26 protein-coding genes, 1 tRNA gene and 2 pseudogenes are annotated in these 26,117 nt (G+C 65.8%); 15 read left to right on the forward strand and 14 right to left on the reverse strand.

Going from position 1 to position 26,117, the window contains the following annotated elements:
- The first annotated feature begins 11 nt into the window (after positions 1–11).
- The gene (locus tag G6N81_RS07175) at positions 12–2,033 is read left to right on the forward strand and encodes a beta-galactosidase (RefSeq protein ID WP_165134965.1); all 2,022 of its coding nucleotides are present in this window, start codon (positions 12–14) and stop codon (positions 2,031–2,033) included.
- Positions 2,034–2,057: 24 nt separating this feature from the next.
- Here the strand turns inward: G6N81_RS07175 and G6N81_RS12720 are convergent.
- Positions 2,058–2,150 (reverse strand): annotated as a pseudogene (locus G6N81_RS12720) (VOC family protein); the annotation flags it as partial.
- A gap of 316 nt (positions 2,151–2,466) precedes the next feature.
- On the opposite strand from G6N81_RS12720, the gene G6N81_RS07180 reads away from it, so the two are divergent.
- The 11 genes from G6N81_RS07180 to G6N81_RS07230 all read left to right on the forward strand — a co-directional run bounded on the left by G6N81_RS07180 (position 2,467) and on the right by G6N81_RS07230 (position 12,315).
- Positions 2,467–3,594: a Gfo/Idh/MocA family protein gene (locus G6N81_RS07180; RefSeq protein WP_165137838.1), complete on the forward strand. Its 1,128-nt coding sequence runs from the start codon at positions 2,467–2,469 to the stop codon at positions 3,592–3,594.
- A gap of 5 nt (positions 3,595–3,599) precedes the next feature.
- Positions 3,600–4,805, forward strand: a complete 1,206-nt coding sequence (locus tag G6N81_RS07185) for a DUF993 family protein (RefSeq protein WP_165134968.1) — start codon at positions 3,600–3,602, stop codon at positions 4,803–4,805.
- Positions 4,802–5,683, forward strand: a complete 882-nt coding sequence (locus tag G6N81_RS07190; RefSeq protein ID WP_165134971.1) for a sugar phosphate isomerase/epimerase family protein — start codon at positions 4,802–4,804, stop codon at positions 5,681–5,683. Before G6N81_RS07185 ends, G6N81_RS07190 begins: the two co-directional genes overlap by 4 nt.
- 5 nt (positions 5,684–5,688) lie before the next feature.
- A complete protein-coding gene (locus tag G6N81_RS07195) occupies positions 5,689–6,726 on the forward strand; it encodes a LacI family DNA-binding transcriptional regulator (RefSeq protein WP_165134974.1) in 1,038 nt (345 codons plus the stop codon).
- A gap of 72 nt (positions 6,727–6,798) precedes the next feature.
- A tRNA-Gly gene (locus tag G6N81_RS07200) sits at positions 6,799–6,872 on the forward strand.
- A gap of 347 nt (positions 6,873–7,219) precedes the next feature.
- A complete protein-coding gene (locus G6N81_RS07205) occupies positions 7,220–7,828 on the forward strand; it encodes a TetR/AcrR family transcriptional regulator (RefSeq protein WP_165134977.1) in 609 nt (202 codons plus the stop codon).
- Positions 7,825–8,409 carry a P-loop NTPase family protein gene (locus G6N81_RS07210; protein WP_165134980.1) on the forward strand — a complete coding sequence of 195 codons (585 nt, stop codon included), beginning with the start codon at positions 7,825–7,827 and terminating at the stop codon, positions 8,407–8,409. Before G6N81_RS07205 ends, G6N81_RS07210 begins: the two co-directional genes overlap by 4 nt.
- Positions 8,406–10,301: a YhgE/Pip domain-containing protein gene (locus G6N81_RS07215; RefSeq protein ID WP_165134983.1), complete on the forward strand. Its 1,896-nt coding sequence runs from the start codon at positions 8,406–8,408 to the stop codon at positions 10,299–10,301. Before G6N81_RS07210 ends, G6N81_RS07215 begins: the two co-directional genes overlap by 4 nt.
- 30 nt (positions 10,302–10,331) lie before the next feature.
- Positions 10,332–10,967: a pyroglutamyl-peptidase I gene (gene pcp, locus G6N81_RS07220; RefSeq protein WP_165134986.1), complete on the forward strand. Its 636-nt coding sequence runs from the start codon at positions 10,332–10,334 to the stop codon at positions 10,965–10,967.
- A 135-nt stretch (positions 10,968–11,102) separates the two neighbouring features.
- The gene (locus G6N81_RS07225) at positions 11,103–11,735 is read left to right on the forward strand and encodes a YitT family protein (RefSeq protein ID WP_241244909.1); all 633 of its coding nucleotides are present in this window, start codon (positions 11,103–11,105) and stop codon (positions 11,733–11,735) included.
- Positions 11,736–11,775: 40 nt separating this feature from the next.
- Entirely contained in the window at positions 11,776–12,315 is a 540-nt protein-coding gene (locus G6N81_RS07230) for a TetR/AcrR family transcriptional regulator (RefSeq protein WP_165134989.1), read from the forward strand.
- Here G6N81_RS07230 and G6N81_RS12570 read toward each other — a convergent pair.
- The 3 genes from G6N81_RS12570 to G6N81_RS07245 are packed head-to-tail and all read right to left on the reverse strand — an operon-like array spanning position 12,312 to position 15,226.
- Entirely contained in the window at positions 12,312–12,548 is a 237-nt protein-coding gene (locus G6N81_RS12570; protein WP_206527851.1) for a hypothetical protein, read from the reverse strand. The genes G6N81_RS07230 and G6N81_RS12570 overlap by 4 nt on opposite strands.
- A 1-nt stretch (position 12,549) precedes the next feature.
- On the reverse strand, positions 12,550–13,806 hold the full coding sequence (locus tag G6N81_RS07240; RefSeq protein WP_165134992.1) for a serine hydrolase domain-containing protein: 1,257 nt from the start codon (positions 13,804–13,806) through the stop codon (positions 12,550–12,552).
- A gap of 43 nt (positions 13,807–13,849) precedes the next feature.
- Positions 13,850–15,226, reverse strand: coding sequence for an ATP-dependent DNA helicase (locus G6N81_RS07245; RefSeq protein ID WP_165134995.1), 1,377 nt, complete (start codon positions 15,224–15,226; stop codon positions 13,850–13,852).
- A gap of 95 nt (positions 15,227–15,321) precedes the next feature.
- Between G6N81_RS07245 and G6N81_RS07250 the strand changes: the two genes are divergently transcribed.
- On the forward strand, positions 15,322–16,410 hold the full coding sequence (locus G6N81_RS07250; RefSeq protein WP_165134998.1) for a hypothetical protein: 1,089 nt from the start codon (positions 15,322–15,324) through the stop codon (positions 16,408–16,410).
- A 126-nt stretch (positions 16,411–16,536) separates the two neighbouring features.
- Positions 16,537–16,911 (forward strand): hypothetical protein, encoded by a 375-nt coding sequence (locus tag G6N81_RS07255; protein ID WP_165135001.1) that lies wholly within the window; start codon positions 16,537–16,539, stop codon positions 16,909–16,911.
- Positions 16,912–17,002: 91 nt separating this feature from the next.
- On the opposite strand, the pseudogene G6N81_RS07260 reads toward G6N81_RS07255, so the two are convergent.
- Positions 17,003–17,236, reverse strand: a pseudogene (locus G6N81_RS07260) (transposase); the annotation flags it as partial.
- A 154-nt stretch (positions 17,237–17,390) separates the two neighbouring features.
- Here G6N81_RS07260 and G6N81_RS07265 point away from each other — a divergent pair.
- Entirely contained in the window at positions 17,391–18,662 is a 1,272-nt protein-coding gene (locus G6N81_RS07265) for a hypothetical protein (protein ID WP_165135004.1), read from the forward strand.
- A gap of 47 nt (positions 18,663–18,709) precedes the next feature.
- Here G6N81_RS07265 and G6N81_RS07270 read toward each other — a convergent pair whose 3' ends face one another.
- The 9 genes from G6N81_RS07270 to G6N81_RS07310 form a co-directional block, all read right to left on the reverse strand.
- A complete protein-coding gene (locus G6N81_RS07270; protein ID WP_241245132.1) occupies positions 18,710–20,683 on the reverse strand; it encodes a bifunctional copper resistance protein CopD/cytochrome c oxidase assembly protein in 1,974 nt (657 codons plus the stop codon).
- A 102-nt stretch (positions 20,684–20,785) separates the two neighbouring features.
- Positions 20,786–21,073, reverse strand: a complete 288-nt coding sequence (locus tag G6N81_RS07275; protein WP_165135007.1) for an HU family DNA-binding protein — start codon at positions 21,071–21,073, stop codon at positions 20,786–20,788.
- 201 nt (positions 21,074–21,274) lie between these two features.
- Positions 21,275–21,703, reverse strand: coding sequence for an MFS transporter (locus G6N81_RS07280; RefSeq protein WP_165135010.1), 429 nt, complete (start codon positions 21,701–21,703; stop codon positions 21,275–21,277).
- Positions 21,704–21,902: 199 nt separating this feature from the next.
- Positions 21,903–22,208, reverse strand: a complete 306-nt coding sequence (gene rpsN / locus G6N81_RS07285; protein WP_165135013.1) for a 30S ribosomal protein S14 — start codon at positions 22,206–22,208, stop codon at positions 21,903–21,905.
- A gap of 2 nt (positions 22,209–22,210) precedes the next feature.
- The gene (gene rpmG, locus G6N81_RS07290) at positions 22,211–22,381 is read right to left on the reverse strand and encodes a 50S ribosomal protein L33 (RefSeq protein ID WP_165135016.1); all 171 of its coding nucleotides are present in this window, start codon (positions 22,379–22,381) and stop codon (positions 22,211–22,213) included.
- A complete protein-coding gene (rpmB, locus tag G6N81_RS07295) occupies positions 22,381–22,617 on the reverse strand; it encodes a 50S ribosomal protein L28 (protein WP_165135019.1) in 237 nt (78 codons plus the stop codon). The genes rpmG and rpmB overlap by 1 nt, the downstream gene beginning before the upstream one ends.
- 258 nt (positions 22,618–22,875) lie before the next feature.
- Entirely contained in the window at positions 22,876–24,303 is a 1,428-nt protein-coding gene (locus G6N81_RS07300; protein WP_165135022.1) for a hypothetical protein, read from the reverse strand.
- Positions 24,293–25,054 (reverse strand): TIGR03943 family putative permease subunit, encoded by a 762-nt coding sequence (locus tag G6N81_RS07305; RefSeq protein ID WP_241244910.1) that lies wholly within the window; start codon positions 25,052–25,054, stop codon positions 24,293–24,295. The genes G6N81_RS07300 and G6N81_RS07305 overlap by 11 nt, the downstream gene beginning before the upstream one ends.
- Positions 25,044–26,111 (reverse strand): permease, encoded by a 1,068-nt coding sequence (locus tag G6N81_RS07310; protein WP_241244911.1) that lies wholly within the window; start codon positions 26,109–26,111, stop codon positions 25,044–25,046. Before G6N81_RS07310 ends, G6N81_RS07305 begins: the two co-directional genes overlap by 11 nt.
- Positions 26,112–26,117 lie beyond the last annotated feature (6 nt).

The following is a 26,117-nucleotide window of genomic DNA, read 5'->3' on the forward strand; positions in this document are numbered from 1 at the left end:
GGAGGAGCACTGTGCTGTACGGCGCCGATTACAACCCTGACCAGTGGCCGGAAGAGGTGTGGGAGGAGGATGTTCGCCTCATGCGCGAGGCGGGCGTCACCACCGTCAGCCTGGGCATCTTCTCGTGGTCGCGCATTCAGCCCTCCCCGGATGTGTGGGACTTCGCGTGGCTCGACCGCATCATCGACCTGCTGCACGCCGGGGGCGTCGCGGTTAACCTCGCCACAGCGACGGCCTCGGTTCCGCCGTGGGTCACGGTTCACCACCCCGACGTTCTCGCCGCCGACGAATCGGGCGCACCGTACTGGCATGGTTCGCGGCAGCACCACTCGCCGGCTTCGCCCACCTATCGCCGCCTCGCATCCGAACTGGTCCGACGGCTCGCCGAGCGATACGGCGAACACCCCGGCGTTGTCATGTGGCACGTGGACAACGAGCTCGGCTGCCACCTGAACGCCGACTACTCCGATGCCGCACGCGATGCGTTCCGGCGCTGGCTCGCCGGTCGATACGGGTCGGTGGATGCGCTCAACGAGGCCTGGGGAACAGCCTTTTGGTCGCAACGCTACGGATCGCTCGACGAGGTGTTTCCCCCGCGCAACGCCCCCTTCATCCGCAACCCTTCCCAGGTGCTCGACTACAAGCGCTTCATGAGCGATATGTGGCTCGAGGTGTACCTGGAGCAGAAGCAGATCATTCGCGCGGCCGGTGCCGCGCAGCCCATCTCGACGAACATGATGGGGGCGTTCCCTCCCGCAGACTATGCATCGTGGGCGCCGCACATCGACATCGTTACCGATGACTGCTACCCCGATCCTCTCGACCCGCACCGCCCCGCCACGACCGCGTTCCAGCGCGACCTCGTGCGCTCCCTCAAGCGGGGAACTCCCTGGATCCTCATGGAGCAGGCGACCGACGCGGTCAACTGGCGGCCGACCAATCCGTCGAAAAACGACGGGCAGCTTGCCGCGGAAACGGCGCAGTCCATCGGACGCGGCGCGAACGGCATCATGTTCTTCCAGTGGCGTCAGTCGCGGGCGGGCGCTGAGAAATTCCACTCGGCGATGCTGCCGCAGGCCGGAACCCGCACACGCACCTGGCGTGAAGCGGTCGAGCTGGGTGAGACGCTCGCCGCCCTGCCCGATCTGCCCGATCCCGGCGACGACGCCCGCGTTGCCCTGTTGTTCGACTGGGAGAACTGGTGGGCGGTGGAGGGCGACGGACACCCCGCAACGCTCGACTACCTCGGCCTGGTGCGCGACTGGCACGCGGCGCTCATGCGCCGCGGCGTCATGGTCGACGTCGTGCGCCCCGAGGACGTCGACGACCGCTACCGCCTGGCGATCGCCCCGTTCATGTACCTGTTGCGCGAAGAGGGCGCCGCAGCGCTCACTCGTTTTGTCCAGCAGGGCGGCGTTCTGGCGGCGGGGCCGTTCACCGACATCGTCGACGACAACGACCGCTTCCGTCCCGGCGGTTTTCTGACCCAGCTCGGCCCCGTTCTCGGCGTCACCTTCGAGGACTTCCGCCCGATCGTCCCTCCCGCGCGCGACCACGTTGCCGAGCGCGCCGGAGAGACCGGCGCGGCCGCATCGGGTGCGTCCGACGAGAGGTCATTCGCGCGGTTTGATGGCTCACTCAGCGGTGCCGGATCCTTCGTCGCCGAGGCGATCTGGGCGGACCACGCCGAGGTTGTCGCCACCTTTACAACGGGTCCCAGCTCCGGGCGCCCTGCCGTCACGCGCCACGATCACAGAGACGGTTCCGCGTGGTACCTGGCCACGCACCCCACGCCCGAATCCTTCGATGCCGTTGTCGGCGCGCTGCTCGATGCGGCGGGCATTCACGGCGAGATCGCCGAGGTCCCCGCGGGCGTCGAGGTGGCCAGGCGTGGGGATCTGCTGACGATCATCAACCACGGCGAGACACCGGCGCAGGTGACGGCCCCGGGAACGGTCCTCGACAGCGGCGAGCCGTTCGGCACGCGCACCCTCACCCCGCAGGAGTTTGCCTTCGTCCTCGCGCCGCGGTGACCGGGGCGTGTGTCACCGTCGCACTCAGACCGGGCTGGTGAGCTGGATCAGGTTGCCGCAGGTGTCATCCAGAACGGCCGTTGCGACGGGTCCCATGTTCGTGGGCTCCTGGGTAAACCGGCGCCTCACCGATCCGATGTGTCACGTCCAGTACGGGCTCAGCGCATCGAGCGCCTTGTTCCTGCGGCGTTCCCCGCGCGAATCGGCGACACGGTCCCTTACCCGGGGTGGTAGATCGGGACGTCACCGCGGGCGCAGGACGCACAGCCGACATCTCACCTGATGAGACTTTGCATCGGGAAAGCGTTTGCTCTTCTGGGCGGTCATATGTCACACTCGGTGCAACGGGAAAGCGTTTACCCGGATCGACGAGAGGCAAGGAAGCATCATCGTGACTGACAACACCCCCGCCGTCCGCGAGATCGGCATCATCATGAACGGCGCCTCCGGGCGCATGGGCTACCGCCAGCACCTGGTGCGGTCCATTCTGGCCATCCGCGACGAGGGCGGCTTCGAGCTCCCCGACGGCACCAAGGTGACCGTGCGTCCCCTCCTCGTCGGCCGCAGCGAGGCGAAGCTCGCCGAGATCGCGAAGCGCCACGGCATCGAGGACTACACCACCGACCTCGACGCAGCGCTCGCCGACCCCAAGTGGGAAATCTACGGCGACTTCCTCGTCACGAAGGCCCGCTCCTCCGCCCTGCGCAAGGCCATCGCCGCAGGCAAGACGATCTACACCGAAAAGCCCACGGCCGAGTCGCTCGAGGAATCCCTCGAAATCGCGAAGCTGGCCAAGGACGCCGGCGTCAAGGCCGGAGTCGTTCACGACAAGCTCTACCTGCCGGGCCTCCAGAAGCTCAAGCGCCTGATCGACTCCGGGTTCTTCGGCCGCATCCTCTCCGTGCGCGGCGAATTCGGCTACTGGGTGTTCGAGGGCGACTGGCAGCCCGCCCAGCGCCCCAGCTGGAACTACCGCTCGGAAGACGGCGGCGGCATCATCGTCGACATGTTCCCCCACTGGAACTACGTCCTCGAGAACCTCTTCGGATCAGTCGAGAGCGTCTATGCCAAGACGGCAACCCACATCCCCGAGCGCTGGGATGAGAACGGCGAGAAGTACACCGCAACAGCCGACGACGCCGCCTACGGTGTTTTCGAGCTCGAGGGCGGTGCGATCGCGCAGATCAACTCCAGCTGGACCACCCGCGTCAACCGCGATGAGCTCGTCGAGTTCCACGTGGACGGCACGCTCGGCTCGGCCGTCGTCGGACTGTTCGGCGCCAAGGTGCAGCCCCGCATCGCCACGCCCAAGCCGGTGTGGAACCCCGACCTCGAAGACACGATCGACTACGACGCCACCTGGCAGGACGTGCCCACCAACGACGTGTTCCTCAACGGCTTCCGCCAGCAGTGGCAGGAATTCCTCACCAGCTACGTCACCGGAACCGACTACGAATACGACCTGCTGGCCGGTGCCCGCGGCGTGCAGCTGGCCGAAGCGGGCCTCGAGTCGGACCGCACGGGCAGCAAGGTGTCCCTGCCGAAGCTCGCCCTGGACTGATCGCGATGGCAGACACACTCGCACTGCTCGACGCCGCGGGCAAGGTCACCCCGGCACCGCTGAACGAGGCGCCCGCGTTCACGAAGCCCGCAGCGGGTCTGCGTTCGCGCGTCGCCTACGCGGCCGCGCACGTCACGCCCATCGCCTGGGCGGACAACACCCCCGGTCAGCCCGCCGACATCGACTGGGATGAGACGCTCGGCTTCCGCCGCGCGGTGTACTCCTGGGGGCTCGGCGTGGCCGACGCCATGGACACGGCACAGCGCAACATGGGCCTCGACCCTGCCGCTGTGCGCGAGCTGATCGCCCGGAGCGCTCAGGTAGCTCGGGAAGAGGGCGGTTCCGTCGCGGTCGGCGTCAACACCGACCACATCGACGACGAGATGATCTCGCTACAGCAGATCATCGATGGCTACACGTATCAGCTGCACCACGCCGAAGAACAGGGCGCCGTTCCTGTTCTCATGGCCAGCCGGCACCTCGCGCGCGTTGCGCAGTCGCCGGCGGACTACCTTCACGTGTACCGAACCGTTCTCGACCAGGCGACAACTCCCATCGTCCTGCACTGGTTGGGAACCGCCTTCGACCCGCAGCTTGCCGGGTACTTCGGGTGGCCCGATTGGCAGGGTGCGTCGGACGTTCTTCTGGAGATCATCCACCACGCCCCGGCCAAGATCGCCGGCGTCAAGATGAGCCTGCTCGACGCCGCCAGCGAGGTATCCGTTCGCGAACGTCTCCCCGAGGGCGTGCGCATGTTCACGGGCGACGACTTCAACTATGTTGGCCTCATCGGCGGCGCCGACGTTCCGCAGGCAGCCCAGCCGGCGCGGTCCGCCGACACCAGCCGCACCCACTCAGACGCGCTGCTCGGCGCGTTCGCCGCGATCACGCCCGTCGCCTCCGCGGCGATCCAGGCGCTCGACGCGGGCGACGCCGATCGGTACTACGAGTTGTTGAAACCCACGGAAGCCCTCAGCCGGCAGGTATTCGCGGCGCCGACGTTCTACTACAAAACTGGCGTCGCCTTTCTCGCCTGGCTCAACGGACACCAGACGGCATTCCAGATGGTGGGCGGCCTGCACTCCGCGCGCAGCCTGCCGCACCTCAGCGAGATCGTGCGCCTCGCCAATGCGGCGCACGCGCTCGAAAAGCCCGACCTGGCGGCGGAACGCTGGCACAGCCTGCTCCGCCTGAACGGAGTGGACGCATGACAACCCCGCACCCCCGCCTATCGATCAATCAGGCGACCATCAAGTACACAACGGTGGCGCAGGCGATCGATGTCGTCAGCGCCGCCGGAATCCAGTCGATCGGGCTGTGGCGCGAGCAGGTACAGGAGGCTGGCCTGAACGAATCGGTCAAGATGATCGCCGACTCGGGCCTGCGCTATTCGACACACTGCCGCGGTGGCTGGTTCACGGCCGAGCCCGGACCCGCGCGCCAGGCGGCGCTCAACGACAACCGCGTGGCCATCGACGAAACAGCCGCGCTGGCAGCCGCCGGAGCAGCCGGATCGAAGGCGGCCCTTGTGATCGTCGTCGGCGGTCTGCCCGAGGGATCGCGCGATATCGTCGGCGCCCGCGAGCGCGTGCGGGATGCCGTTGCCACGCTCGCCCCGCACGCCGAGGCCAACGGTGTGCAGCTGGCGCTCGAGCCTCTGCACCCGATGTACTGCTCGGACCGGGCAGTGCTCTCCACGCTCGATCAGGCGCTCGACATCGCGGCGGACTTCGCCCCCGAGGTCGTCGGCGTCACGGTCGACACCTTCCACCTGTGGTGGGACCCGGACGTGTTCGACAAGGTCGCGCGCGCCGGCCGTGAGGGCCGTATCGCCTCGTACCAGGTGTGTGACTGGAAAACACCGCTCGCGGCTGACGTGCTGCTCTCGCGTCACTACCCGGGCGACGGCGTCATCGACTTCGCCGCCTTCACGAAGGCCGTCGAGGCCACGGGGTACACCGGTGATGTCGAGGTCGAACTGCTGAGCCAGGAGATCTGGGACACCGACCCCGCCGAGGCCGTTCGCCGTACGATCGATGGCTTCGAGCGAGCCGTAGCACCGTTCCTCAGCAACACGCCAGTATCCTGATCCGCATGACCGACACTCCCGCCTCGCGCGCGGCGACGCTCCACGACGTCGCACGCGAGGCGGGAGTGTCGCTTGCCACCGCATCGCGCGTTCTCAACGGCTCCGCGCGAAAAGTCGCCGACTCCTACCGAGAACGCGTCGAAGCGGCCGCCGCAAAGCTCGGCTACTCCGCGAACATGTCCGCTCAGGCAACGGCGCGCGGCACCTCCGCAACCCTCGCGCTGCTGGTCGCCGATATCGCCGACCCCTACTTCTCGCAGATCGCCGCCGGTGTCGCCCGCGCGGCAGACGAAGAGCGGCTGATCATGACGATCGGCATCACCGAACGCGAAGCCGAACGTGAAACGCGACTCGTGCGAGCACTGCGCGGGCAGCGCCCCCGCGGCATCGTCCTCGCCGCCTCCCGTTCGGCGCGCCACCACAGCCCCGCCCTGACCGATGTGCTGCGCGACATCGAAGCGGCCGGCGGAACCGTCGTGTCGATCGGCGCGCCCGCTGACGGCATGCAGACGCGCACACTCACCCTCGACAACTTCGGCAGCACACGAGAACTGGGACAAGCGCTGTCCGGCATCGGCTACCGCAACGCGATCCTCATCGGAGCAGCAGAAGGGCTCGTCACCAGCGACGAGCGCCTGGCGGGCTTCCAGGAAGGCTTCGTCGCGTCCGGAGGTAACGCCCCGCTCATCGTCCGCGGCGGATTCTCCCGCGACAGCGGGTACACCGCCATGGCGTCGGCGCTCGAACAGGGCGTGCACCCGGGAACTCTCGTGTTCGGCATCACCGACGTCGTCGCCTTCGGCGCCATGTCCGCTGTCCGCGCCGCCGGCCTCGAGGTGGGAACCGACATCGCGATCGCCGGTTTCGGCGACATCGACTCGGGCCGCGACATCGTTCCCGGCCTCACCACGGTTCACGCGCCCCTCGAAAAACTCGGCGAAGAGGCCGTGCGCGCCGTCGTCGCCGAGACGTGGACACCGCCCGCCCCACTCGCCGCCCAGGTGATCCTCCGCGACAGCACCCCGCCCGTCGACGCGGCGTGAGGTTTGCCGCAGGGTTCGGCGGCCGGTAGGCTCGTGCCGATCGTCTGGTCCGAGCGCACGCCCGGACCGCACGGGGCTGTAGTTCAATGGCAGAACTTCTGCTTCCCAAGCAGACAGCGCGGGTTCGATTCCCGTCAGCCCCTCCAACCAGGGATTTTCCCGAGTAGCACCCCCGCCGCCCGACAGGGTGAGCGGGGCCTTTGCATTCGCGCGGTGCGTGCCGGCATCGCGCCCGGCACCAAGACGCCCCCTCGCGAGCGGCATACACCCCTTCGAGTGGCATGCCAATAAACACGCCACTCGGCAACCCGGGCAGCGCTCGCGAGGCCGGGCGCCCGACGGTGCGCCAATAACCACCCCGCTCGCGAACGAGGCGCGAGCCGACCGCACGGGCGCGGCGAGCCGCCGCTCCGCCTGTTCGACGCTGCGGCATTTGTCAAGAGTTTGCTGAATTAACCTGCACAACGATGTGCAAGTTAGTACGCTTGGGGGCATGAGCTCCCCTTCACGTCCGCGCCGCCGAGACGCCGTCGCCAATCGCGAGGCACTGCTTGAAGCGGCGGCACGCGTCTTCCGGACCTCACCCAACGCCTCGCTCGACGCCATCGCGCACGAGGCGGGGCTTACGCGCCGCGCCGTATACGGCCACTTCGCCTCGCGCGATGAGATGCTCGCCGTTCTTGTGGACCGCGGCGCCGCCCGCATCTCCGCGGCCGTGCAGGGAGTCCGCGACGACGATCCCGCCCTGCACATCGCCCGCATCGGCGCAGCCGTGTGGCAAGAGATCGCGCATGTGAAGCTCGTGGCCAGGATGATCGTCCGCAGCCCGCTCGATCGCACGGCGGCTCGCGGCCTAGAACTGATTCGCCGGTCCCTTCGCGACGGGGTCACCCGCGGCGCCCAGGACGGATCGCTTCGCAGGGACGCTGATCCCGAGGTGATCGCACGGCTCATCGAATCCTCGGCTCTGGCCGTTCTCGACACCGTCGTCACCCGCGATATCCCCGATGACGAAGCTCAGCGCCTGGTGATCACCACCGCGCTCGGCATCGCCGGCCTCTCGTGGCGGGACGCCGACGCCGCCATCAGGAAGGTCGCATGAGAATTTCCGCACGCGGAATCGCCAAGGGGCCCCTCACCGAGACGAGCGTGCACGCCTCCACCGGCGAGGTCACTGTTGTCCCGGTCGAGAGCGGTCAGCGCCCCACACTGCTCGCCCTGATTCTCTCCGGTCGCATGGCACCAGATGCGGGCGAGGTCACGATCGACGGACAGCACGATCCTCGCGCCCTGCGCACGCGCGTGGCGGTTGTCGATGCGCCTGACGCCAGCGCGCCAGCCGACGGCCTCTCCCTCGCCGCCGTCGTGCGCGAGGAACTCACCTTCGCCGGCATCCGACGCCCGCAGGCCGCAACCCGCCGACTCATCGCCGACGAGGGCCTGGCCGATCACGCCCGCACACCGATCAGCGAGCTGTCCCCCAGCGCACGCACCCGCGTTCTGACGCGCACAGCCGCGTCACACCCCGATGTGGACGCCCTCATCCTCGTCACCCCCGACCGGCACGGCGGCGACGCCAGCGGCTGGCTGGGCACGGCGAACGCCTGGGCCGCCCGCGGATACGCCGTCATCGTTCTCGCCTCGGCCGGTTCGATCGCGCAGCCAGAAAGAACCGCACGATGAAAACCATCGCCCTCATTCGCACCGAACTGCGGCGCCTGACATCGTCTCCGATGGCGATTCTCGCGCTCGTCGCCCTGATGATGATCCCCGTTTTGTACTCGGGCCTGTACCTGTGGGGCAATGACGACCCCTACGGAAACCTCGATGACGTTCCGGCCGCCCTCGTGATCGAAGACACGGGAGCGACGGATGACGACGGCGAACACGTCAACTACGGCGAAACCGTCCGAGACAACCTGCTCGACGACGGCACGCTCGATTGGCAGGTCACAACGTCCGACACCGCGGCGGTTGGCCTGAAAACCGGCGAATACGACTTCATCGTCACCCTGGGACCCGACTTTTCGACGAACCTGACCTCGATCGCCGATGACGATCCGACGCGCGCCGTCGTCGAGCTCACAACGAACGACTCCAACAGTTACATCGCTCGCACCATTGCCGACAAGGTCACCGATTCCGTGCGCCAGAGCCTGACGCAGGAGGTGGGAGAAACGGCGGCTCGCACACTGCTCGACGGGCTGGCAACGGTTCGCTCCGGCCTGGTCGACGCCGCCTCAGGCGCCGACCAGCTCGCGGAGGGCGCCACATCCGCGCACACCGGCGCAACCACACTCGCCGATGGCACGGGCAGCGCCGCCGACGGCGGGCGCGATCTCGCGAACGGACTTGTCACCCTCAACTCTTCTGCCGCGGAGCTTCCCGGCCAGATCTCGCAGCTCAACGATGGCGCCCACCAGGTCGCCGATGGAAACGCGCAGCTCGCTCAGGCCGTCACGCCCGCGGCGGAACGTGTGGGGCAGGCCATCGACGCTCTCCCCACGGAAGACGATATGCGCGCGCGCCTGACGGAACAGGGCTTCAGTGAGGAAGAGATCGCCGCGATTGTCGGCGTTGTCTCCCCCGGGCGCGAAGAGCTGACGAACGCGAACACGCAGGTACAGGAGGCGGCGAGCGCCGTGCAACAACTGGCGGATGGCTCCCGCCAGGTGGCGGAGGGAACGCAGCGCCTCTCCGACGGGATCCCCGCTCTGACCGACGGAATCGCCAGCGCCGCGCGCGGCGCAAACGACCTCTCGGGCGGACTCGACCAGTTGCGTGATGGGTCGAACGACCTGGCGAATGGGCTCGGTGAGCTCGAGAGCGGATCGGCGGAGCTGGCTTCCGGGCTGTCCGATGCCGTTTCCGACATTCCCGATCAGTCAGAAGAAGAGCGTGGGACCGCCGCGGCGATGATGTCCGATCCCGTCACGGTGTCGAGTTCTGCCTTCACGGAGGCGTCCTCCTATGGCGCCGGGATGGCACCGTTCTTCATCAGCCTTGCGGGATGGATCGGCATCTACGCCCTCTTCCTCATCGTTAAGCCATACTCCCAGCGGGCCGTGACGGCGCTACGCCGTCCCCTGCCGATCACGCTGGGCGCATGGGCAACGCCCGCCCTGCTCGGCGCCCTGCAAATGGCGGCCGTGTTCAGCGTGCTGTCGTTCGGGCTGGGATACGAGATCGCGATGCCGGGCCCGATGCTCGCCTTCATGGTTCTGACGTCCGTCACCTTCGCCGCGATCATCCTGTGTTTGAACGTTCTGCTCGGCAGCGTTGGTCAGTTCCTCGGCCTGGTGATGATGGTGTTGCAGCTGGTGACCGCTGGCGGCACGTTCCCCTGGCAGACGCTTCCCGCGCCGCTACGCACCCTGCACCAGGTGCTGCCGATGAGTCATTCCGTGGACGGCATGCGCCAGCTGATGTACGGCGGTGACATGGCGCGTGCCTGGGCGGATGTGTGGTCGCTGATGGCATGGCTGATCGGGGCGCTCATCGTGGCGTTTGTGGTGCTCGCGCGGATGACGCGGCAGCGCACCCTGCGGGATCTGCGGCCGTCGTTGATCGGCTGAGTGACGCGATGGCCGCTCTACTCTGGAGGGATGACAACCGTCCTTCTCACCGGGTTCTCCCCCTTTGCCGGCGATGCGCGCAATCCCTCTGAGGAGGTCGTCCGCGATGTTGCACAGCAGTGGGAGGGAGAAGAGCGGCTTGTCACCGAGATCCTTCCCGTCGCGTACGACGCGGCGGGATCCCGGTTGCGAGAGCTGATCGCGGAACACATTCCCGATGTGATCATCGCGGTGGGACTTGCCGGCGGGCGCACCGCCGTCACTCCGGAGCGCGTCGCGATTAACCTTCGCGATGCTCGGATCCCCGATAACGCGGGAGCGCGCCCCGTGGATGAGCCGTCGGTTCCCGGAGGCCCGGCCGCACACTTCGCGACCCTTCCCGTGAAGGCGATCGTGCGCGACATCACACGGGCCGGTATTCCCGCCGCCGTCTCCGATACGGCGGGAACGTTTGTGTGCAATCACACGTTCTACGTCGCGGCGGATGCCGCCGCGACCACGGATGCACGTGCGGGCTTCATCCACGTTCCCTGGTCGGCGGAAACGGCCCCTGATGGCGCCCCGTCGATTGCCCACGCGGATCTCGTTCGCGCGATCGGCATCGCGATCCGCACGACCCTCGGCACGACGAGGGATCTGCGCGAACCCGCTGGCGATACCCACTAGGGACATATCCGGCTGGCGCCCGTTTCGCACGTTCCCGCCCGGTCGCGACCCATCCTGGGCCGCTATTTTGATCATTATGATCATGTTTGAGATTCCAGTTTGCGCTCACTGTAAAACGCGGCGACGATACGACTCGTGACTTCCCCTCAGACAATCGACCCGCGCATCCTCAAGCACTCGCCGCTTGAGGACATTCTGAGCATCCTGTTCGGCGCGTTCATTGTCTCGCTCGGCCTGTTCATCTTGCGGGCCGGAGGTGACGTCACGGGTGGCACGGCCGGGCTGTCGCTCCTGCTGAGCTATGTCGTGCCGATTTCGTTCGGGATGATCTTCTTCCTCGTGAATCTGCCGTTCTTCCTGCTCGCCATTCGCGACAAGGGATGGAGCTTCACCATCCGCAGCGGCATCTCCGTCGCCCTCGTTTCCCTCTTCTCCGCCGTACACGGGATGACGGGCTTCTTCTCCGGCCTGGAGCTGAACCCCTTCTACGCCGCGGTCACGGGGGCGATTCTCGCGGGCGTCGGCGTTCTCATGGTGTTCCGACACAATTCCAGCCTGGGCGGGTTCAACATCATCGCGCTCGTGTTGCAAGAGCGTTTCGCGCGCGTCCGAGCGGGGTACGTGCTGATGGTTCTCGACGCCTGCGTCGTCCTCGGCGCATTCTTCGTCGCCGACTGGCCCCACGTTCTCGCTTCCGCCATCGGCGCGATCGTCATGAACCTGATTCTCGCGCTGAACCACCGCCCCGGCCGCTACGTCGGCGCATAGCCCACACCGGATGCCCGCGAACGCGCGGTAGCGTGAGGGCATGAGTCGCCCCAGCGCCAAGCAGGAGGTGGTCAAGGCCGCACTGCGCCTGGCCGCCGACACGGGCCTCGCCGCACTCACATTCGAGGCCGTCGCCGAAACTGCGGGAAAGACGAAGGGCGGAGTGATCTATCACTTCCGTTCCAAGGACGACCTGGTGCGGGCCGTCGTACAACAGCTGATCGACGAGTGGGATGCCGACGCGAGCCGCCACCTCGGCGTGCCTTTCGATGATGCCACCCGCGAAGACCGCATCATCGCGTTCCTTCTCTCGTGCGTTGACCCGGGCTATGAGATCACCGCGGCCGGCGACCTCTCGGTCCTCGTCGATGTGATGCGCGACGACCGCTACGTCGGAATCTGGACCTCGCTTCGCGAGAAGTGGATCGGGGATGTCTCGACCCTCACGATCACCCAGCAGATCGCTCTCGCGGCCGCCGACGGCATCTGGGTCGACGAGGCGATGCAGCAGGCGCCGTACCCGGACGGACGCCGGGAAACGATCGTCGCCGAACTCTCGCGGATGGTGCGCGGAAACTAGGGCGACTCCGTCAGCGACCGAACGGGCGGCGGGACGCATTTCATCAGCACGGCTCCCGCCGAAGCGATGATCACGAGGACGAGGCCGACGACTTCCAGCACGCTCATCGCCTGGTGCAGCAAGACCATGCCGAGCGGGCCCGCCTCCGGAAACAGGAGCACCGCGAACGCGGCGCCCACCTCCTGGCAGGCGAGCCCGACCCAGACAAAAAGTGCCCAGGCAGGAACCGGCATGTCAGTCGATGGGGCAGACTGCTGCGTCGTTGACGGCCGAGCGCGCCTGGTCGATCGTCCAGGGCAAGCTCACGGTGCGATCCTCGGTGCCGGGGACCTCCGCAGCGATGGCAGCGAGTTCGCGCGCGAGAGCCCCCGCCAGCTCGTTTCCGCCGGCAGAGTTGTTGAGCACGACCGCCACCGTCAGGCCCGTGTCAATATCGGAGAACGCTGCCGTGGAGTAGCCAACGATATCGCCGGCCTGGCCGATCATGGGCCCGTACATCAGGTCTCCGCCCGCGTACCGCACCCACTGATCACCGTCGGAGTTCGTCGGCAACGAGTTCGCCCACCGATCGCCGAGGTCCTCGGATGTTCCGGCGCGGCGCGCAAGGTCGAAGGCATAGTCACGCAGATCGGGCAGCGTCGTCACAACACCGCCGTTGGCGTATCCGATGGAGGACGACAGCGTTGTGACGTCGCCGGGCTCAGCCACGCAGTTGTTCTTGCGAGCGGCAAACGATGTGTAGTGGCCGGGAAGGGGCCGCGCGCCCGGCTCTCCGGCAGCGGCAGATGGCAGCTGTGTGTCGGTGAGACCCAGCGGAGCCGTGACGTACTCGGTGTAGAGATCAGCCATGCTCGTTCGCGTCGCGTTCTCGAGCGCGATCCCGAGCAGGAAGTACGACGTGTCGGAGTCGCGCCAGACACCGTACTCACCCATGCCGCGGCCGAGACCGGCCGCCGCGAACTCGCGCGGCTTCCACACCCGGTCGCGGTTGCTGCTGATCTGGTTCCACAGCAGGGGCTCCGATGCCGCGATTCCGGCGACGCCGTCACAGAGGTCAACGAGTGTGATCTCGTCGAGCTGCGGAGTGCTCTGCACGTATTTCATCACGGGATCGTTCAGCGAAACACGGCCGGCGTCGTCAAGTTCGTAGAGAACATCACACGTCATCGAGCGCGTGATCTCGCCGGCACGGAAGGTCATATCCGTCGCCGGCTGCTCGCCAGACCCTGGTGCGGTCTCGCCAAGGCCCGTCATCCACTCGCCAGCCCATGGCACCCACACGCCCGCAATGGCGCCGGGAGCACCGGTGGCAGCCATCGCCCTCGTTGTTGCGTCTTCGAGCTGCGAGACGATGTCATCCGGAAGAGGATTGGTGATCTCGGCGGGAGCAGGATCGTTGGATTGACCCGTACAACCGGCCAGAACGACGCTGGCGGCGACCAGCGTCGCGCCAGCGGCGAGAACGCGACCGCGGCGGTGCATCACGCACATGAAACCCCCTGAAAAGACAGAATGCACTGAGTCTAGCCGCGCGCTACGATGTGGCAGCGACCCGCATCTCGTGTCCCTGACGTTCCCATGCAGCCCTCATAAATCGCCGCACGTTCTCGTCCACGCGGATGTCGCTCGGGCGCAGCGGACGGGCGAGGTACAGGCCCTCGAGCGATGTCAGCCGAGAAAGCGCAACGTAGGTTTGTCCCGCGGCGAACGCGCCGCCGCCGAGGTCGACAACCGCACGATCGTAGGTCTGCCCCTGTGACTTGTGAATCGTCACGGCCCAGGCCAGCCGCAGCGGGAACTGCGTGAATTCCGCCGCGATCTCGCTGGAGAGCTTCTTGGAGAGCGAGTCATACGCGTAGCGGTGCTTCTCCCAGACGGCGGGCTCAACATCGTGTTCTTCGTCACCGACCTCGACGCGCACAGAGTCACCGAGGATGCGCGTGACTGTTCCCAGCGTTCCGTTGACCCACCGCGGCGGCTCACCGCCCGAGGCGGAATCGTTGCGCAGGAACATCACCTGCGCGCCCACCTTCAGCTCGAGGTTCTCATCCGCCGGATACGCATCACCCCGGCCGAAATCGCCGCTGACCTCGGCGACCGCTGTCTGCGACTTTCCAGGGAGCGCCGCGAGGTGCTTCGCGTTGATCGCGTTGACGCGGTCGTTGCGCGTGGCGAGCGTGAGGATCGGATTGTCCACGTCCTCGGGCGGCGTGCGCGCGCCCATCTCGTTCAGCGTTGACGCGATATCTGCCGTGACCCTGCCGTAGCGGACCGCGTTCAGCATCGTCTTGAAACCGTCGTCGGACTGACGGTGAATCTCGGTGAGCTCTCGGATGTGCAGTTCGGCGCCATGCCGGCCCATCTCGAGGACACCGTCAGACGAGTTCTCTCCCGCCCACACCTTCGCGTCGAAGAACCAGAACGACCGGTAGTGGTCCTCGATGTAGCGCTTCTCGTCACCGCGCGGGGGCACCGGTGCCAGCTGGTAGGGGTCGCCGAACATCACCACCTGCACACCGCCGAACGGCTCGCGGCGCCGTGCGCGCGCCTGCCGCAGGGAGCGGTCGATCGCGTCCATCAGATCGGCGTTGACCATCGAGATCTCGTCGATGACGAGCGTATCGATCGCGCCCAGAATTTTGCGGGTTGCCGAGTTCTGGTCGATATCGCCGTCGGCGATGAGGCCGATCGGCAATTTGAACAGGGAGTGGATCGTCTGACCCTCGACGTTGAGCGCCGCAACACCGGTGGGTGCGCACACGGCGATCTGCTTGCTCGTCTTGCGCAGCAGGTGCCGCAGCAACGTTGACTTTCCTGTTCCTGCGCGCCCCGTGACGAAGACATGCTCTCGGGTGTCCTCAATCAGCCGAAACAGGGCTTCCTGTTCGGCGGAGAGGGTGGGAGCGGCCATTCCTCCAGGATATTCGCCCGTGCTCACGAAACGGTCCGACAACGAACGGCTGGCGGATAGCTGTTCCACAACGACGCGTTCCTACACTTAGCGTTATGCCAGTCGGATCTGTCGCGCAGCCTGCCGTTTCGCCGGCTCCGTCGCGCCCTGTGCTGCGACTGGTGCTCGCGATCCTGCTGCTGCTCGCGCTGATCGCCGCCATCGTCGCGTCCTTCTTCGTTCTCCACAAGAATTTCTGGAGTGCGAGCGCGTTCGCGGAGCGGTATGTGCACAAGATCGCCGATGGCGATGCATCCGGTGCGCTGGCGATGCCCGGCGTCGACCCCGACTTCACGCAGCTCGAGGCCGCGGGATACCCCAATGCCTCCGCGGCGCTGCTGCGGTCGGCAACACTCACGAGCGACATTGAGGACATCCGAGCCGTCGCTGAGCGCCGCACGGGTGATGACGCCGTCGAGGTCGACGTGGAATACACCATCGATGGTGTCCCCGGCGCGATGACGTTCTCCGTGACGCGGACCGGCTGGGCGGGACTCGTTCCCGACTGGGCGTTCACCACATCGCCGATGACGGTGATCGATGTGACCGTGCGCGGGTCGTGGCGCTACACGATCAATGGGTTCGAGATGGACAAGCGCCAGGTCTCGTTCGCGGGGTATGACGCCGACCCCCTCGAGCCGATTCCGATGCTCGCCTTCGCCCCCGGTGCGTACGAGGTGTCGGTCGATACCGCCGCCACCGCCGCGTCTCCCGAAACGGTGCGCGCTCAGGCCGCCCTCGACGTCGTCGACATCGACGTGCAGGCTCTGCCGACGGCCGAGCTCAGCCAGCTGGTGCAGGACGGTGTGCAGCGCCACTTCGACGAGGTGTGCACCGTGCAGAGACGCCTGAAACCGGAAGACTGCCCGTTCGAGTACGACGGGTCATGGGGCATCGCCCAGCCGGATATCGAGTGGACCGTCGCTCGCTATCCGCAGACGGCTCTTGTGCCCGATGGCGACGGCTGGCGGATCTCCCCCACCACGGGCGTGATGCACCTCACCCTCACGATGCAGCGCTACTTCGACGGCGTGATGGAGCAGGTGGACGAAGACGTGCACTTCGCGATGGATGGAACGGTTGAGATCCACGAGGGCGGATCGGTGGAGATCGTGATCAATAAGGCCGATCTCGATCTGCCGTAATGCTCGCTACCGAGCGGGCGCCGCTCAAAACTGGCAGAAATTCGCCACAAACCTGAATAACGCGAAGTAGGAGGGAAGAAGCATGGACTCGCGATCTCTGAGGCGCCAGGGCTCGGCCATTTTTTGATGGCAACGCTCTTCTCCGCAGTGGTTGGTGCGGTTGTCGGTGCAGGGTATGCGATTGTCGTTTCTGACGGCAGCGGCTTTGTCGTGTGGGTGGGGGCGGGCGCGGCGCTTGTGGGTTCGCTTGCGGGCACAGCTTCATTCTTGGGCGGAGCACTCACCCACCGTGTCCTGAGGCGGATCGGTCGGCGTGCCGTTGCGCGGTCGGGCGCGGTTATCGCTGCGGGGGCAACCACGGGCACCCTTGTACTCAGCGTCCTGCTCATGACGAAGAGCGTCTACGCTACGGGCGCCGCGGTCGGCGCCATGCTCTTCACGTGCGTCGTGGCATCGCTCGCTGTAGTCCCTCTCGAACGTTCCGTTGATGGATCGCTGTAAAATCGAGGCCGACGTGATCAGACCGCGTAACCAGTCCTGTCGCGGTTACTCGGCTGGCGGCTTCTAGCGACTCTTCCGACATCCGGTGGGGTCATGGGATGAGGCCACCGGCGGCGAGGAGCATGCGGAGGCGGTAGTTGTGTCGGTTGCGGAATCCTCTGGCGAGCCCGCGGTGTAGCTCGATGATTCCGTTGACCGCTTCGGCGCCAACGTTGTTCGCGCGGCTGGTGGTGAAGTAGGCGAGGAACGCATCCTTCCAGCGGCGGAGTGTGCGGTCGAGCCGAGCGATCTCGGGGATCGGGCAGGTATGGAACGCCTCCACGACAATCTCGGCGATCTGTCGCCCCTCGGCAAGGTCTTTCTGGTGCTACTTCGAGATTTGCAAAGGCAAGTCGTACGATAAGAAATACTTTCGTTTTGATATCACTCGCGAAAACTTACGAAAGCTAGAATCCCTCACGTCGTAAGTCGGAATGTAGATGACTCTTGTTTCCAGAGCTTTGATGCTCGCCGCGGCATCCATGGGTCCGCTCATCTCTGGATTCGTCTCAGTCGTGATTTTCCGAGTCGGGTATGGCGACATCGGTGGTCTCGTCGTGGGAACCGGTGTCAACTACATCGGTCTCGCCGTCGCGCTCTCGGCGGGTTGCACCGTCATGTCCGTGCGAACGTTCGCACGGCTGCGGCGTGAGGGAGCGGAAGGCTCACAGTTGCGGGACGCACTCCGGCAGGAAAATCAGGTTGCGGCGTTCATAGCCGTTCTGGGGGTTCTCGTTGTGTGCCTGTTCGCGACCACAGCACACCTCTTTCTCCCTGCTACGGGCGGCGCCACAACGGCATACCTTCTTTCTCTCGTGCCGTGGATCGCATCGTTCCCCATCTCAAACGTGCTCTTCGGCGCCATGCAGGCGTACAACCGCGACAAGGAGGTCTTGTTCGCGAACATCATCATCGCCGCCCTTCAAGCGGGCGCAACGTTAGCGATCGTGCTCCTCCGGCCCAGCCTCATCGTGGCGCTATGCCTGCTGGGCGCATCACAGGCATTGATCAGTGTCGGCGTCCTGTGCTGGCGGGCACGGCTCGTGTCGCGCACATTCGGCGTGTCGATTCGTGGCACTTATGCACCGCCATGGAAGATCCCCCGGTTGAGGGAGATCGGAGACCGTGCGCTCGCTGGCGTTGACGGCCTTGTCTTCATGATGGTGTTTCTCATTGCAACCTATGTTGCGATGACCCACAGTGTTTCCGATGGTGCGGCGGTAGCGCTCATCGTCTCGTTCATGCGGCTCGTGGTTATCCCGCTCAAGCAGTTTGGTCTCGTTGCCGGGCGATCGTTGCTTCTCGGAGGCGGAGACGTCAGCTCTGCCCGCGAATCGCGACAAAAAGCGTTTTTGCCCTGTCTTATCGCGGGAATCATCGCCGCCGCACTGGCAATGATCATGCTTCCCGAGGAGATTCGCCTCCCGATCGCACTCATGGTTTTCGGACAGCTCCTCGTCGAACCGTTCGCCGGCATCGCATACGCACTGGCTCAGGTGCAATACGGTCCAGCTACCGTAGCCCCCGTACTCTTTGCCGTGTACGGGGGTGTCGTTCCCGTCATCTTTCTTGTGTTGGTCCTGACGGGCACTGCCAGTGCTCTGCCCGTGTGGGCTGCGCTATTCGCCGGACGCCTCCTCTTCGCAAGTGGGGTAAGCATCGTGGCCCGGCGAGCTGCTCGTCAGGAGCACGCACACAAATCCGTGCGCTGATCCGAGATACGTCGCTCAGCGACCCACAGCAACGAACTCCGTAGCCGCTACAGCCCTCGGCTCGCGTCGCGCGCCGCGATCTTCGCGAGCCGGTCGTTGTACGCCTCCAGCTCGGCATCGCCGGTGCGATCGGCGTGCCGGTCGCGGCGCTTTTGCTTCTTCTCATCGTGACGGTTCCACTGGATCGCCACCGTGATCGCCGTGATGACCGTGGGAATCTCGCCCACCGACCAGGCGATCCCGCCTCCGGTGTACTGGTCTTCGAGCGGCGTCGGACCCCACTGCCGTCCCATCGACCCGAACCATTCGGCGACCATGAGTGAGTCCTGACTCATGATCGTGATGCCGAAGAACGCGTGCATGGCCATCACGACGATCAGCGTCACGAGGCGCCCCGCATACGGCAGACGGAGCGGAACCGGGTCGATGCCGGTCAACGACATCACGAAGAGATAGCCGGAGATGAGGAAATGGGCCACCATCCACTCGTGGCCAAAGTGTGAGTAGAGGCTCCAGCGGAACAGGTCGGTGAAGTAGAACACCCACAGCGATCCGATGAAGATGCCGGCGGCAACGAGCGGATGCGTGAGCACCTTGGCGAGGGGGTTGTGAACGGCCCAGAGAATCCACTCGCGCCCGCCTCTGCTGTTGTCGGAGCGCTTGTCGATGGCGCGCGCCGCCAGAGTCACGGGGGCGCCGGGAACGAGCATCAGCGGAATCGCCATCGAGAGCAGCATGTGCAGCAACATGTGCACGCTGAACAGGTAGTGCCCATAGGCGTTCAGCGGGCCGCTGGTCACCCAGATCAGCGTGAGCATCCCCAGGACCCACATCACGGTGCGGTACGGCGACCAGCTGTCGCCGCGTCGGCGCAGCCGCCGGACGCCCAGCAGATAGAAGGCGATGCCGAAGCCGCCCACCAGCAACCAGAGCGGATCGATCGCCCACTCGGTGAAGAACGTTTGGACGGTGAGGGGCGGAGGAAGCGGGGACTCGGTGAGGATCTGCGCAGCCGTTGGCGTCGCAGGCGGAACGAGACTCACGGGCGGCTGCGACTGCGCAAGGGCGGCCGCGGCGCCGGAGGCGATACCCATCAGCACGATCTCGACCGTCAGCACTCCCCAGAACGCGCCGCGCTTTTCGGCGCTCGACGCGATGAGGCGGCGGCGATACCAGGCGCCGAGAGCGCCCATGGCGACGAGCGCGACGATCTTGGCCAGGAGAACGAGGCCATAGGGGTGGGTGACCAGTTCGGTCAGGTTGTCGATGGCGGAAAACGACCGCAGAACGCCCGAGAGGGCCACGACGATGAACGAGACCAGGGCGAGTGACGAGTAGCGCTCGAGCACCGCACGCATCTGCCCCTGCGCAAAGGACGGACGAATCGCCACCAGCGCGACGATTCCGCCCAACCACACGGCAGCGCCGAGGATGTGCAGAATCATCGACATCACGACGAGATTGTGGTCTGACAGCTCTCCGGAATGCCCCTGCGTTGCCATCGGCACCATGCTCGCCGCGGCGAGCACTCCCGTCAGCAGCGTCGACGTCCATCCGCGCACGGCAAAAGCAAGAACCGTGACGATCGCGCCGGCGACCGTCTGCAGCAGCCATGCCTGGCCCAGCTCGAAATTCGTGAGGAAGGAACCGAGCTGCTCGCCGAACTCCGGCCCGAGAGACAACTCGGGGTTGAAGCCGCGCAGGTAGTTGAAGAAAGCCGTTGCGCCGGAGGCGACCGTGAACAGGGCCGCGCCGATCGAGGCCGTGTCGAGGGCCCGCGCAAAGGCCTTGTCGGTGGTTGTCAGCGCGTACAGCGCGAGAACGATCGAACCGAGCATCACAGCGCCGGCAACGTTCACGAGCATCTTGGCGATGGGAAGACCCCACCGCACGATCGCCCCGGCGTCCTGGAGCGCGCTCGGCGCGGCGCCGCCCGTCATTCGCAGCGCAAAAACGACGGCGACGAGCGCGGAGGCGACGAGGATTCCGGGCCCGACGGCCCGCAGCGCGCGCGGAGAGATCACCCGCTACACACTAATGTCCGCCCCTTTGCCATCACTGTGCGAAAACGCGAACGGCGCCCTCCCGAAGGAGAGCGCCGTTCGCGTGAAAAGGGAGCCGAATTACTTAACGGCTGCCTTGAGCTTCGAGCCAGCGGTGACCTTGACGCGCTTGCCAGCGGGGATCTTGATCTCTTCGCCGGTCTGGGGGTTGCGGCCCGTGCGCGCAGCCGTGTCGACCTGCTCGAACGAGAGCCATCCGGGGATCGAGACCTTCGTGCCCGCGGCGACAGCCTCGGAGACGGTTCCGAAGAGGGAGTCGAGCACACCCGAAACGGTGGCCTGGCTCTCACCGGTGGCGCTGGCGATCTTCGCGACGAGCTCGGTCTTGGTGATGTTCTTGTCGGCCATTGTCTTCCTCCAGCGGCACGAGTGCGCCGCAACGATTCAGTGGACCGAAGGCATGTACCCCCGGGCGGTCAGGTGACCGAGCACAAAACTAGCCGCTTCCCCTGGTTTTCCGCGTATTTCCGCGGATTTCAGAGGAATCTGCACGGCGTGTCGGCACGAATTTCGCCCCAGGCGAACCGTGCGGGGCAAAAGCGGCCCGATTCACACCTCATCAGGGGCTTCGGGGATACGCCGCAGGAAGAACACGGCGACCGCTCCGAACAGCAACAAAACGGCCGCTCCGGTGTACAACATGACGTTAGTCCAGCCGGCGTCGAGCGCCGCGCCGCCGATGGCGAGGCCACGCCACCTGCCGGAGGAGTACTCGGACGTGATAACGGTGATGCTCGCCAGGATTCCGCCGACGCCGAGGCCGGTCAGCACCCGCCAGACGCCTAGCTGAACCACGTCCTGCGACGATGCCGCGAGGAACATCCCGACGGTGGAGACCACCGCGGAGCCGACAACCGTCCAGCGACGGCCCAAGGTGTCGGCCAGCCGGCCGATCGTGAATGCGCCGATCGCCATACCGACGAGGGTGGCGCTGAGAAGAACGGCGCAGGCGACGATCAGCCACTGATAGACGGACATCGGGGCATGTTCGAGGTGCGATCGCAGGTCGCGAACCTCGCGAACGGTGTGAGTCCTAGAGAGTGCCTTCTTTGGCACGTGCTCTGGGACGCGTCAGTGCGGGCGGGCCAGCATATACCTATCTAGATAGGTACTTTCGAGGAAAGCAAAAAGGCGGGACCTCCGAAGAGATCCCGCCTTTCAGCAGTTGAGCTTTAGCTCACCACGAGGACTTCGTGATGCCGGGCAGCTCACCACGGTGCGCCATGCTACGGAAACGGACACGCGAGATGCCGTACTTCGTCAGGACACCGCGGGGGCGGCCATCGATGACGTCGCGCGAGCGAACGCGGACCGGCGAAGCGTTGCGGGGCAGCTTCTGCAGGCCAACGCGGGCGGCTTCGCGAGCCTCATCCGATGCGTTCGGGTCAACAAGGGTCTTCTTGAGCTCGGCACGCTTCTCGGCGTAGCGCTCGACGATAACCTTGCGCTTTTCGTTCTTTGCGATCTTCGACTTCTTCGCCATGCTTAGCGCTCCTCTCGGAAGTCAACGTGCTTGCGGACTACCGGGTCGTACTTCTTGAGCACGAGACGGTCGGGGTTGTTGCGACGATTCTTCTTCGTCACATAGGTGTAGCCCGTGCCCGCGGTCGAGCGGAGCTTGATGATCGGACGAACATCCTGAGACTTTTTCGCCATTAGAGCTTCACACCCTTCGCGATCAGGTCCTTGATGACCGACTCGATGCCACGAGCATCAATCACCTTGATGCCCTTAGCGGAAACGTTCAGCGTGACCTTGCGGCCCAGCGACGGAACGAAGTATGTCTTCTTCTGCACGTTCGGGTCGAACCGACGCTTGGTGCGACGGTTCGAGTGCGAAACGTTGTGACCGAAGCCGGGGATGGCTCCTGTCACCTGGCACACAGCTGCCATGGTTCACTCTCCTTCAATACCGTGATCCGCGATGGGACCACCCAAGATCTCTTGTCTGCGCGATCCATCTCCCGCCCGTGAGGGCTGTGTCGGGAGGGGATCACGCGGCATGCGCACAGGAGCGTGCACAGCCAACGAACGATCCTACCACGGCCCGGGCGTGTTGCAGAAACGCTGATGGGGAGAGGGGGCTGTCCCTATCCGCAATGGACACGGCCACGATGATCACTCTCGGGGCCGCCCCGAGAGGCAAAGGCTTTACCAGGGGCCAACATCACACCAGCTGGCGCCGAAGCCGGGCACCGTTGTCACGGTCTCCCCCGAGGCAACGTCCACAACTCGCGTCTCGACGCGCTCCGGCATGCGCTGAACGAGATCATCGTAGCGATTGTTCGGCAAATCGGGAGCCACCGTGACCGCCGCATACTGCGCGCTCGGCGATGCACACACCTGCAGGACCGCATCCTGCTGCGGGACCTCAGCAAGCTCCGTCACCTGGTCATCCTCGCCCGTCACCGCAACAACGAGCGTTCGCGTCGGAAGATTGTCTTCGATCTCGGCGTAGCTGCGCAGCGTTCCCTGCGGAATCGGCAGAATGTGCCCCAGCGTCGTCTCCACACCGAGGTCGACATCGTCCAGCGTTCGCGACTCGCCCGTCGCCAGATCGAGCTCGATAAAACCCTGCTCAGCGTGCTCGATCAGGGCCGTGTAGGTCGATCTGGCCACTCCCTCAATGCCGAGCGCCACACCGAACGACGTCGCATCCGCCTCGGCATTGGTCAGGTCGACCAGGGTGAGGTCACCGTCGAAATCATTGAGCAACAGCGACGATGTCTCCGGGACGAAGCGCCACCGGTCGATGCTCGGCTCATCTGACCCCACAACAACTGCCTCCGGCTCATCGCCGGCGAAAGCCGAACGCAGGGAGCCGGTGAACAACACGTTCGCGCGGCCTGAGCCCTCCGAGATGCCCCGGTCCGTGAACGTGAACCCGTAGAGCTCACCGCGATCCGATACCTGCAGCCCCGTCACCGTCCCTTCCCCGGGAAGCGGAACGTCCACCGTGCGCTGCGCCTCCCCCTCGGCGCCGGCCTCACGATCAACCACGAGCAGGCGCATCGCCTCCCCCTCGACGATCGACGCGATCAGATAGCGGCTCGTCACACGAAAATCGTCGATGCTGTCAGCGCGAAGAATGACGCGGGTGCTGTCGCCGCCGATCTCGACCTGCCGGATCTCATCGGGGCCGTTGCCGTCGCGCTCCACCACCAGAATGCTCGCGCGCGGGGTCGTAAAGCTGGTCTCAAGAGTGGACGCCGGGCCGCCTCCCGCGCCGATGACTCCGCCAATGCTCACGGAGTACGTCGTGTCGGCATCGAGTGCCGTCGGAAACCGCACCCCAACGGTGCGCCCCGCGGCGTCGAGGGTGTACTCAGTCTCGGGCATGATCGTGACCTGATCGGGGTCGATCGCGGTCAGCGCCTGGTTCGCGCGGAGAATGACGCGGCTTCCCGACTCCGCAATTGACGCGGCCGGATCCACCTGAACATCCGTCAGCCGCGGTCCCTGTGTCAGGCCCGCAACGGTGCCCACCGCCGATACCAGTGCCAGACCGCCCACGACCGCCCCGAAGGCCAGCAGAAAGCCCCCGCGTCGCCGTCGTCGCATCCGGCGACTAGTACTCATACGGATCCTCGGGCTCGTCAACGCGGTCGATTGATGCCGGGGTGATCACCAGACCACCCGCGCTGTTGACTGTGATCGCGCCGGTCATCTCGATCCACTCGCCCGTTTCGAGCCCCTGAATCGCATCGGCATCGGCCAGCGGGAGCGCCGCCGTCTGCGCATCGATAACGCAGTGCGTGATGACGAGCCTGTTGAGGTTGAGAGAGCCGTTCATTCCGGGAGTCACAAAGCCCGTCAGCCGCACGTTTTCCCCCTCGTAGCGCTCGGGGCTCGTCGCCGTTGAAAACACCGCCGACCAGTCGCCGACCCCAAAGCCTGATGTGTCGACGAGACCCAGCTGAATCTCGTCCGCGCCGGCGAAGAGGGGCGCCGTTCCCGAATCTCGATCCATGGCGACCTCGGCCGACAGCGTCGCGGGAGGAAGGATCAGCGCGCTGATGGCCACCGCCGACGCGATCACCCCGCCCGCGACCGTTGCCACGAACGTCCCTCGTGCGGGAGCGCCGCGGTGGTGCTCGTGCTCTGCGTGACCGTGGTCCTCCTCATCGCCGAGCGGAAGGGCAAACGACGCGATCGCGCCGAGGAGCAACAACACCGCCATGCCGCACGCGAACCACGCCTGCGCCGGGTTGATGTACAGGTGCAGGCGCCCCGTCACCGTGAGCGCCACCGTCACAACCGACATCACCGTCGAGAGCCCCACACCGAGCCAGCGCACCCCGAGGGCCCGCGCACGCTGATCAGAGAACAAGGTTCATCACCACCCCGACCGCGAAGCCGAACAGCAGTGTGACCGTTGTGAGGCCCGCAATGACGCGCGTGGTAAACGTCGTGCGCAACAGGGCGATCATCTTCACGTCAACGATGGGGCCGACGATGAGGAACGCGACGAGCGAACCGGTTGTGAAGGTGGAGGCGAAGGACAGCGCGAAGAAGCTGTCCACGTTCGAGCAGATCGCCACCGTCAGCGCCAGGAGCATCATCGCGACGACCGACAACACGGGGTTGGCACCGATCGCGATCAGAATGCTGCGCGGAATCATCACCTGCACCGCCCCCGCGATTGCCGAACCGATGATGAGGGCAGGCATCACCGCGCGCAGCTCGATGACGAACTGCGCCAAACTCAGTCGCCACCGCGGACCCGTTTCGCTCGCAGCAGCGTCGCACGCCATCTGGAACTTCTCGGTGAGCATCCCTTCCGGATTGGGGTACCGGCTATACAGCCAGCCGATCAGTAGCGCGACAACGTAGCCGCCCAGAATGCGCGCGACGAGAATGCCGTCCGACCAGCCGAACGCCTGATGCGTCGTAATAATGACGATCGGATTGACGATCGGTGCAGCAACGAGAAAGGCGAGCGTGTCGGCGGGGGTGAGCCCGCGCATCATGAGCCCGCGCGCGAAGGGCACGTTTCCGCACTCACACACGGGGATCAGCATGCCCAGTCCGGCCATCACCATGCGCCGCGCCCAGGCGCGCTTCGGAAGCAGACGGTGGATGATGTGCGCTGGCACCCACACCTGAATCACGATCGACAAGAAGACGCCGAGTGCGACAAAGGGCATCGACTCGATGAGGACGCTCAGAGCAAGGGTGAGCCCATCCTGCGCACGGTCCGGCAGGGGTGCGTCGAAGATCTGAGGGATCCATCGCTCGGCGGCGAAGGTGGCCGCGACGAGGAGCGCCCCGATGCCGATGGCCGTCCAGATCGCGCGAGCACGACCGTTTCGGCGGGCGCCGCGGGGCTTTCCGTACAGATCTACGGCCTCGCGACGATCACGCGCGGGCGCGATCTGCTCGGACAAACGCTC

The sequence above is a fragment of the Microbacterium amylolyticum genome (assembly GCF_011046975.1).
In the GTDB taxonomy this organism is placed as follows: Bacteria; Actinomycetota; Actinomycetes; order Actinomycetales; family Microbacteriaceae; genus Microbacterium; species Microbacterium amylolyticum.

Bases quoted from the DNA above. Each gene is read 5' to 3' on its own strand.
- G6N81_RS07275 (WP_165135007.1), bottom strand. From the start codon at position 21,073: ATGGCCGACAAGAACATCACCAAGACCGAGCTCGTCGCGAAGATCGCC.
- G6N81_RS07215 (WP_165134983.1), top strand. From the start codon at position 8,406: ATGAAAACCATCGCCCTCATTCGCACCGAACTGCGGCGCCTGACATCG.
- G6N81_RS07210 (WP_165134980.1), top strand. From the start codon at position 7,825: ATGAGAATTTCCGCACGCGGAATCGCCAAGGGGCCCCTCACCGAGACG.
- G6N81_RS07205 (WP_165134977.1), top strand. From the start codon at position 7,220: ATGAGCTCCCCTTCACGTCCGCGCCGCCGAGACGCCGTCGCCAATCGC.
- G6N81_RS07190 (WP_165134971.1), top strand. From the start codon at position 4,802: ATGACAACCCCGCACCCCCGCCTATCGATCAATCAGGCGACCATCAAG.
- pcp (WP_165134986.1), top strand. From the start codon at position 10,332: ATGACAACCGTCCTTCTCACCGGGTTCTCCCCCTTTGCCGGCGATGCG.
- G6N81_RS07245 (WP_165134995.1), bottom strand. From the start codon at position 15,226: ATGGCCGCTCCCACCCTCTCCGCCGAACAGGAAGCCCTGTTTCGGCTG.
- G6N81_RS07240 (WP_165134992.1), bottom strand. From the start codon at position 13,806: ATGTGCGTGATGCACCGCCGCGGTCGCGTTCTCGCCGCTGGCGCGACG.
- G6N81_RS07280 (WP_165135010.1), bottom strand. From the start codon at position 21,703: ATGTCCGTCTATCAGTGGCTGATCGTCGCCTGCGCCGTTCTTCTCAGC.
- G6N81_RS07300 (WP_165135022.1), bottom strand. From the start codon at position 24,303: ATGAGTACTAGTCGCCGGATGCGACGACGGCGACGCGGGGGCTTTCTG.
- G6N81_RS07265 (WP_165135004.1), top strand. From the start codon at position 17,391: ATGACTCTTGTTTCCAGAGCTTTGATGCTCGCCGCGGCATCCATGGGT.
- rpmB (WP_165135019.1), bottom strand. From the start codon at position 22,617: ATGGCAGCTGTGTGCCAGGTGACAGGAGCCATCCCCGGCTTCGGTCAC.
- G6N81_RS07195 (WP_165134974.1), top strand. From the start codon at position 5,689: ATGACCGACACTCCCGCCTCGCGCGCGGCGACGCTCCACGACGTCGCA.
- G6N81_RS07255 (WP_165135001.1), top strand. From the start codon at position 16,537: ATGGCAACGCTCTTCTCCGCAGTGGTTGGTGCGGTTGTCGGTGCAGGG.
- G6N81_RS07250 (WP_165134998.1), top strand. From the start codon at position 15,322: ATGCCAGTCGGATCTGTCGCGCAGCCTGCCGTTTCGCCGGCTCCGTCG.
- G6N81_RS07185 (WP_165134968.1), top strand. From the start codon at position 3,600: ATGGCAGACACACTCGCACTGCTCGACGCCGCGGGCAAGGTCACCCCG.
- G6N81_RS07180 (WP_165137838.1), top strand. From the start codon at position 2,467: ATGAACGGCGCCTCCGGGCGCATGGGCTACCGCCAGCACCTGGTGCGG.
- G6N81_RS12570 (WP_206527851.1), bottom strand. From the start codon at position 12,548: ATGCCGGTTCCTGCCTGGGCACTTTTTGTCTGGGTCGGGCTCGCCTGC.
- rpsN (WP_165135013.1), bottom strand. From the start codon at position 22,208: ATGGCGAAGAAGTCGAAGATCGCAAAGAACGAAAAGCGCAAGGTTATC.
- rpmG (WP_165135016.1), bottom strand. From the start codon at position 22,381: ATGGCGAAAAAGTCTCAGGATGTTCGTCCGATCATCAAGCTCCGCTCG.
- G6N81_RS07230 (WP_165134989.1), top strand. From the start codon at position 11,776: ATGAGTCGCCCCAGCGCCAAGCAGGAGGTGGTCAAGGCCGCACTGCGC.